Origin of the sequence: Trichloromonas sp., from assembly GCF_041583255.1 — a bacterium.
In the GTDB taxonomy this organism is placed as follows: domain Bacteria; phylum Desulfobacterota; class Desulfuromonadia; order Desulfuromonadales; family Trichloromonadaceae; genus Trichloromonas.
Genome location: NZ_JBFHGD010000217.1, coordinates 1 through 5,484 on the forward strand (window position 1 = coordinate 1; position 5,484 = coordinate 5,484).

The 5,484-nt window shown below is 58.1% G+C and carries 5 protein-coding genes, 2 tRNA genes, 1 other RNA gene and 1 pseudogene; all 9 read left to right on the forward strand.

Annotated features, from left to right (window positions below):
- Positions 1-16 precede the first annotated feature (16 nt).
- Positions 17-106 (forward strand) — tRNA-Ser (locus ABYV89_RS14095).
- A 208-nt stretch (positions 107-314) separates the two neighbouring features.
- Positions 315-488, forward strand: coding sequence for a GSU3473 family protein (locus ABYV89_RS14100; protein WP_432823582.1), 174 nt, complete (start codon positions 315-317; stop codon positions 486-488).
- A 93-nt stretch (positions 489-581) separates the two neighbouring features.
- Complete coding sequence (locus ABYV89_RS14105; protein ID WP_432823578.1) at positions 582-806, forward strand: GSU3473 family protein; 225 nt, start codon at positions 582-584, stop codon at positions 804-806.
- Positions 807-1,015: 209 nt separating this feature from the next.
- A tRNA-Ser gene (locus ABYV89_RS14110) sits at positions 1,016-1,103 on the forward strand.
- 208 nt (positions 1,104-1,311) lie between these two features.
- Positions 1,312-1,410, forward strand: an RNA gene (gene ffs, locus ABYV89_RS14115) — signal recognition particle sRNA small type.
- A 74-nt stretch (positions 1,411-1,484) separates the two neighbouring features.
- Entirely contained in the window at positions 1,485-3,155 is a 1,671-nt protein-coding gene (gene dnaX / locus ABYV89_RS14120; RefSeq protein WP_432823579.1) for a DNA polymerase III subunit gamma/tau, read from the forward strand.
- Between the two features lie 75 nt (positions 3,156-3,230).
- Entirely contained in the window at positions 3,231-3,545 is a 315-nt protein-coding gene (locus ABYV89_RS14125) for a YbaB/EbfC family nucleoid-associated protein (protein WP_432823580.1), read from the forward strand.
- 245 nt (positions 3,546-3,790) lie between these two features.
- Entirely contained in the window at positions 3,791-4,390 is a 600-nt protein-coding gene (recR, locus tag ABYV89_RS14130; RefSeq protein WP_432823581.1) for a recombination mediator RecR, read from the forward strand.
- Between the two features lie 194 nt (positions 4,391-4,584).
- A pseudogene (locus tag ABYV89_RS14135) lies at positions 4,585-5,484 on the forward strand (pyruvate:ferredoxin (flavodoxin) oxidoreductase); the annotation flags it as partial.

Here is a 5,484-nt window from a genome sequence, read left to right on the forward strand (position 1 = left end):
AAGGGGAAGCTCGTTAGGAGGGGTGCAAGAGTGGCTTATTTGGCTAGCCCGGAAAGCTAGTGTACCGGCAACGGTACCGTGGGTTCGAATCCCACCCCCTCCGCCAATGATAACAAGGGCCTGCACGCCATAAGCGTGCGGGCCCGTGTTTTTGTTGACGTGTTTGGGTTGTTTTCAAGGAAAATCCAGGTTGGTATAGGATGTGGTAAATGAACATTAGTGTTTGAAAATCTTCATTTTTATGCTTAGATGTTTCTATAAAAATATCGACGAGGAAGATGATGCGGGTTCGGGCAAAGCTTGCAACAGGTGAAATGGTTGAAGTTTTTCCAGAAAAGCTAGAAGCGCTGATTGCATCAAGTCGTGTTTGCTCCTTCGAGCGTAACGGCGGTTGGGTTGCCCTTGGCCGGGATCCGGTGCGTGGTCACCCCGGTGGCGTATATGAGGGGGAGGAGCGTCGCCAGTGCTGGGTGACCAGTCTCGATTGAGGCACGTCTGTATGTCTTCTGATTCAAGGTAACCATTGGGTATTGGTGATTGTCTGTTCTGCTGGTACTGCCTGTGTGTGGAGGAGGTCGATAATGATGATCCGGGTGGTTTACAAAAACGGAATTCACGATACAGTCGTTCCGGAATATCTCAACTTTTTGCTGGAATCCGATCGGATCAAAATGTTCAGGCGCAGCACGGGCTGGGTTCATGTGGGGGTCGATCCGATCCGAACCCAGAAGTCGCCATCCTATGGCGGCTCGGAAAGACGGACGGCATCTTCTTCTCCCAGCGATATCTTCACCGTTTCCCACTAACTCCCTTCGACAATTCAGGGTGAACATCCGCTGGTCCGCTGCCGGCGTTTTCCTGTTTTTTCAATCTGTTGACAACAGAAATAAAATCCTGTAAAAACCGCTGCACGATGGCTCTGCCCGCAGATGTTGCCGAATCGGCAGATGGTACGAAATCCCACCCAAAAATTCCTTTACAGGATACGCCGTGTTGTGTATCCTGCCCAATCTGCGGAGAGGTGACCGAGAGGCCGAAGGTGCACGATTGGAAATCGTGTGTACCGCAAGGTACCGGGGGTTCGAATCCCCCCCTCTCCGCCAGTATTAAAGCCACAAAGAGTCCCTTGGGGATTCGAAGCGGAGCGAGCGCTGCCGGTGGCAGAAAAGCGGACAGGATGTCCGCGTCAGCGAGCGCAGGGGAGCCGACGCAGGAGCAGGCAGGATGCCTGCGACGTAGTGGGCGAATCCCCCCCTCTCCGCCAGTATTAAAATCATTGGTAGCTTTCTGGTCATTGCCGACAGAAGTGACAGCCGGGTCCCGCGCAACGGATGGCCGCAAACTCCGTCAGGCCCGGAAGGGAGCAGCGGTAGTGGCATTTTCCGTGTGCCGCGGGGGTGCCTGGCTGTCACTTGTGCCGGCAATCCTTTTTGGTGTTGCCGATGGACTGAACCCTTTTCTCTGTTCGGAGATATTTGAGGCTCATGTCGTATCTGGTACTGGCCCGCAAGTGGCGCCCCCAGTCTTTTGAAGATCTGGTTGGTCAGGAACATGTCAGCCAGACCCTGGCCAACGCCATCCGGACCGGCCGGGTTCATCACGCCTTTTTGTTCACCGGCGCCCGCGGTGTGGGCAAGACCTCGGCGGCGCGGATTTTCGCCAAGGCCCTCAACTGCGAAACCGGCATCACCTCCACTCCCTGTAATGAATGCCCCTCCTGTCTGGAGATTACTGCCGGCCAGGGGATCGATGTTTTCGAGATCGACGGCGCCTCAAACACCGGCGTCGACGACGTTCGCGAATTGCGCGAGAATATCCGCTACCTGCCTTCCCGTTCCCGCTATAAGATTTTCATCATCGACGAAGTGCACATGCTTTCGATCAACGCCTTCAACGCGTTGCTGAAAACCCTCGAAGAACCGCCGGATCACGCCAAGTTCATCTTTGCCACCACCGAACCGCACAAGATCCCGGTGACCATCCTGTCACGCTGCCAGCGTTTCGATTTCCGCAAGATCGCCCTCCCCCGGGTTTCTGCCCGCTTAAGGGAGATCGTTGATGCCGAGCAGATCCGCATTTCTGACCGCTCGCTGGCCCTGGTGGCCCGACGAGGGGAGGGGAGCATGCGCGATTCCCTGTCGACCATGGATCAGGTGATCGCTTTTTGCGGCGAAGACGTGGCGGATGAAGATGTGCAGGGGCTGCTGGGGATGGTCGACCGCCGCCTGCTGCTCGATGTTGTCGAAGCGGTCCAGGAGCGGGACAGCCGGCGGGCTCTGGAGGCGGTTCGACGGGTGGACGATCTGGGGCATTCCTTTCGCCAGTTCTGCCAGGAACTGGTTGAGTTGTATCGCTCGGTCATTCTCTGCAAGGTGCTCGATGCGCCGGAGGAGGTTTTACAGGTCGTGGGCGACGAGTTGGCCGACCTGCAGCGGCTGGCCAAAAGTTCTGAGCTGGATGATCTGCAGCGGGCCCAGACGGTCTTGATGAAAGCGGAGGTCGAACTGGTCGGGGCGTCCTTCCCGCGGCTGACGGTGGAAATGGCTCTGGTGCGGCTGGCGAATCTGCCGCCGGCCCGGGACGTCGCCAGCCTGGTGCGCAAGCTCGAAGATCTCGAGCGGCGCCTGGCCGGCTCCGGCGGCCTGCCTGCGGCGGCGCCTGGCCGGTCATCCCGTCCGGCCCCGGTTGAGAGTGAGGCCTTTGTTCCGCCAAAAAAGCCTGAAGCCCCGGTACCCTCTGCGGTTGGCGGCGGAGGGTGGCAGGGGCTGGTAACCCAGGTCCGCAGCCGACGTCCGATGATTGGGTCACTGCTCGAGCACGGCAGCCTGCTCAAGCAGGAGCTGCCAGAACTGGAAATCGGCTTTCCCGCGGGGTCGTTTCACCTGGAGCAGGTCAAGGATGCTGAAACCTTTGCGGTTCTGGTCGAAATGGCCAGCGAGTTTTTCGCCCGGCCGGTGACCATCCGGATCGTGCCGATTGACGCCAAAAGCGGGCAGACTCCCCCTTCGCTGCTCGAAGAGCGCAAGGCGCAGGAGTCGGACCGTAAAAAGCGCCTGCGTGAGGATGCCCTGGCACATCCCATGGTGCAAAAAGCCGTTGCGGTTTTTGAAGGTGAAATCCGTGAAGTCCGCCCGATCGACAAGGGCTACGTATAACCCGGGCAGGGGCATCTAAGGGGCCCTGTCCTTTTCAACACTCACCGCCGCGGCGGTCCCATATAGGAGGAAGCAATGTCCAAAGGTCTGGGAAATATCATGAAACAGGCGCAGCAGATGCAGCAGAAAATGACGCGCCTGCAGGATGAACTGGCGGCACGGGAAGTCGATGCCTCTGCTGGCGGCGGCATGGTGACCGCCGTGGTCAACGGCCGGCAGCAGCTCCTTTCGCTGAAAATAGAGAAAAGCGTGGTTGATCCCGAAGATGTGGAGATGCTGCAGGACCTGGTGGTGGCAGCCGTCAACGAGGCGATCAAGAAAAGCCAGGACATGATGCAGGCCGAAATGGGCAAGATCACCGGTGGAATGAATATCCCCGGCCTGTTCTGATCCGGGCGCCAGAAAGTTGTCCGAATGTGCCGCCCTCAGCATCGCCTGACGGCGGCACAATTTTTATCCACAGCAAAAAAATACAGCAAGAATAAAAAAACTTGATCCGTATACGCCACGCGTGGTATTACATTTGTGTGGTCAGACCAATTTATTTTACTGTATCTAAAGCTTGTTGCAGAAAATTTTGGTACAGTTAAATAAATAAAACAGCATTTTAAATTCTTGGATATTAACGGAAAGACATGCTAGACTCCATTCCGTCGCTGACCCGGCTGATTGCCGAGCTCTCCAAATTCCCCGGTATCGGTCGGAAAAGCGCGGCTCGTCTGGCCTTTTTCATACTGCGCCAGTCAACCGCCGAGGCGGAGGCTCTGGCCGGAGCCATTCTTGATCTCAAGACCCGGGTCCGGTTCTGCTCCACCTGTTTTCACATTACCGAGAGTGACCCCTGTCCTCTCTGTACGGCCCCGGGACGTGATGACGCCATCCTCTGCGTGGTGGAAGAGCCGCAGGATCTTATTGCGATCGAGCGCAGCCATTCGTATCGCGGTCGTTACCATGTGCTGCACGGAGCGCTTTCGCCGCTCGACGGGGTGGGCCCGGAAGATTTGAAAATCGCCGAACTGCTGGCCCGGCTTAAGGGCGGGGTGGTTCAAGAGGTGCTGGTGGCCACCAACTTTTCGGTTGAGGGCGAAGCGACCGCCCTGTACCTGGCCCGGCTGATCCGTCCGCTCGGTGTCCGCGTAACCCGCCTTGCTTACGGGATTCCCATGGGCAGCGACCTGGAATACGTCGATGAGGCGACCGTGAACCGGGCCGTGGAAGGGCGCCGGGATCTCTGATAAACGTTGTTTTTTCGTCAGACTGACCTATACTGCTGTTTGCGTGTTTTAGCGTTGCGATTGGTGCGAGAAGTGATAAAGCGTCGGCCATGGCCGGCATCGACGGGTTTCTGAACAGTGGCGGCAGAGCTTGGTTCTGCCGCCCGAAACGTCTCATTTATGGGAAGTCATAAATAGAACAGAGGAGGAAGTTCATGTCGCGAGAAATGGTAAATATTGATGGCAATACCGCAGCGGCGCACGTTGCCCATGCCACCAACGAGGTTATCGCTATCTACCCGATCACCCCTTCATCCAACATGGGGGAGATCTCCGACGCCAAGAGCGCGGCCGGTGAAAAGAACATCTGGGGAACCATTCCCCGGGTCGTCGAGATGCAGTCCGAAGGCGGGGCCGCCGGCGCCGTTCACGGCGCCCTGCAAACCGGTGCCCTGACCACCACCTTTACCGCCTCCCAGGGCCTGCTGCTGATGATCCCCAACATGTTCAAGATCGCCGGGGAACTGACCAGCACCGTCTTCCATGTTTCGGCCCGCGCCATTGCCGCCCAGGGGCTGTCGATTTTCGGCGACCACTCGGACGTGATGTCCTGCCGCTCGACCGGCTGGGCCTTCCTCTGCTCCAACAACCCCCAGGAGGTCATGGACTTCGCGCTGATCGCCCAGGCCGCGACCCTCGAGTCCCGCATCCCCTTCCTGCACTTTTTCGACGGTTTCCGGACCTCCCACGAAGTGCAGAAGGTCGAAGCCCTGTCGATGGACGACATGAAGGCGATGGTCGACGACAAGCTGGTGCACGCCCACCGCGGGCGCTCCCTCTCCCCCGATCACCCGGTTCTGCGCGGTACCGCCCAGAATCCCGACGTCTACTTCCAGGGGCGTGAAACGGTCAATGCCTACTACGAAAAAGTTCCCGGCATCGTCCAGGCCCAGATGGACAAGTTCGCCAAGCTGACCGGTCGTCAGTATAACCTCTTCGATTACGTCGGGGCCCCCGACGCCGAGAAGGTCATCGTCATGATGGGCTCGGGCTGCGATACCGTCCACGAACTGGTCGATCACCTCAACGCCAAGGGTGAGAAGGTCGGCCTCGTC

What these genes read in the sequence shown, in the direction of transcription:
- ABYV89_RS14100 (WP_432823582.1), top strand. Translation starts at nt 315, where the DNA reads ATGGTTGAAGTTTTTCCAGAAAAGCTAGAAGCGCTGATTGCATCAAGT.
- ABYV89_RS14105 (WP_432823578.1), top strand. Translation starts at nt 582, where the DNA reads ATGATGATCCGGGTGGTTTACAAAAACGGAATTCACGATACAGTCGTT.
- dnaX (WP_432823579.1), top strand. Translation starts at nt 1,485, where the DNA reads ATGTCGTATCTGGTACTGGCCCGCAAGTGGCGCCCCCAGTCTTTTGAA.
- ABYV89_RS14125 (WP_432823580.1), top strand. Translation starts at nt 3,231, where the DNA reads ATGTCCAAAGGTCTGGGAAATATCATGAAACAGGCGCAGCAGATGCAG.
- recR (WP_432823581.1), top strand. Translation starts at nt 3,791, where the DNA reads ATGCTAGACTCCATTCCGTCGCTGACCCGGCTGATTGCCGAGCTCTCC.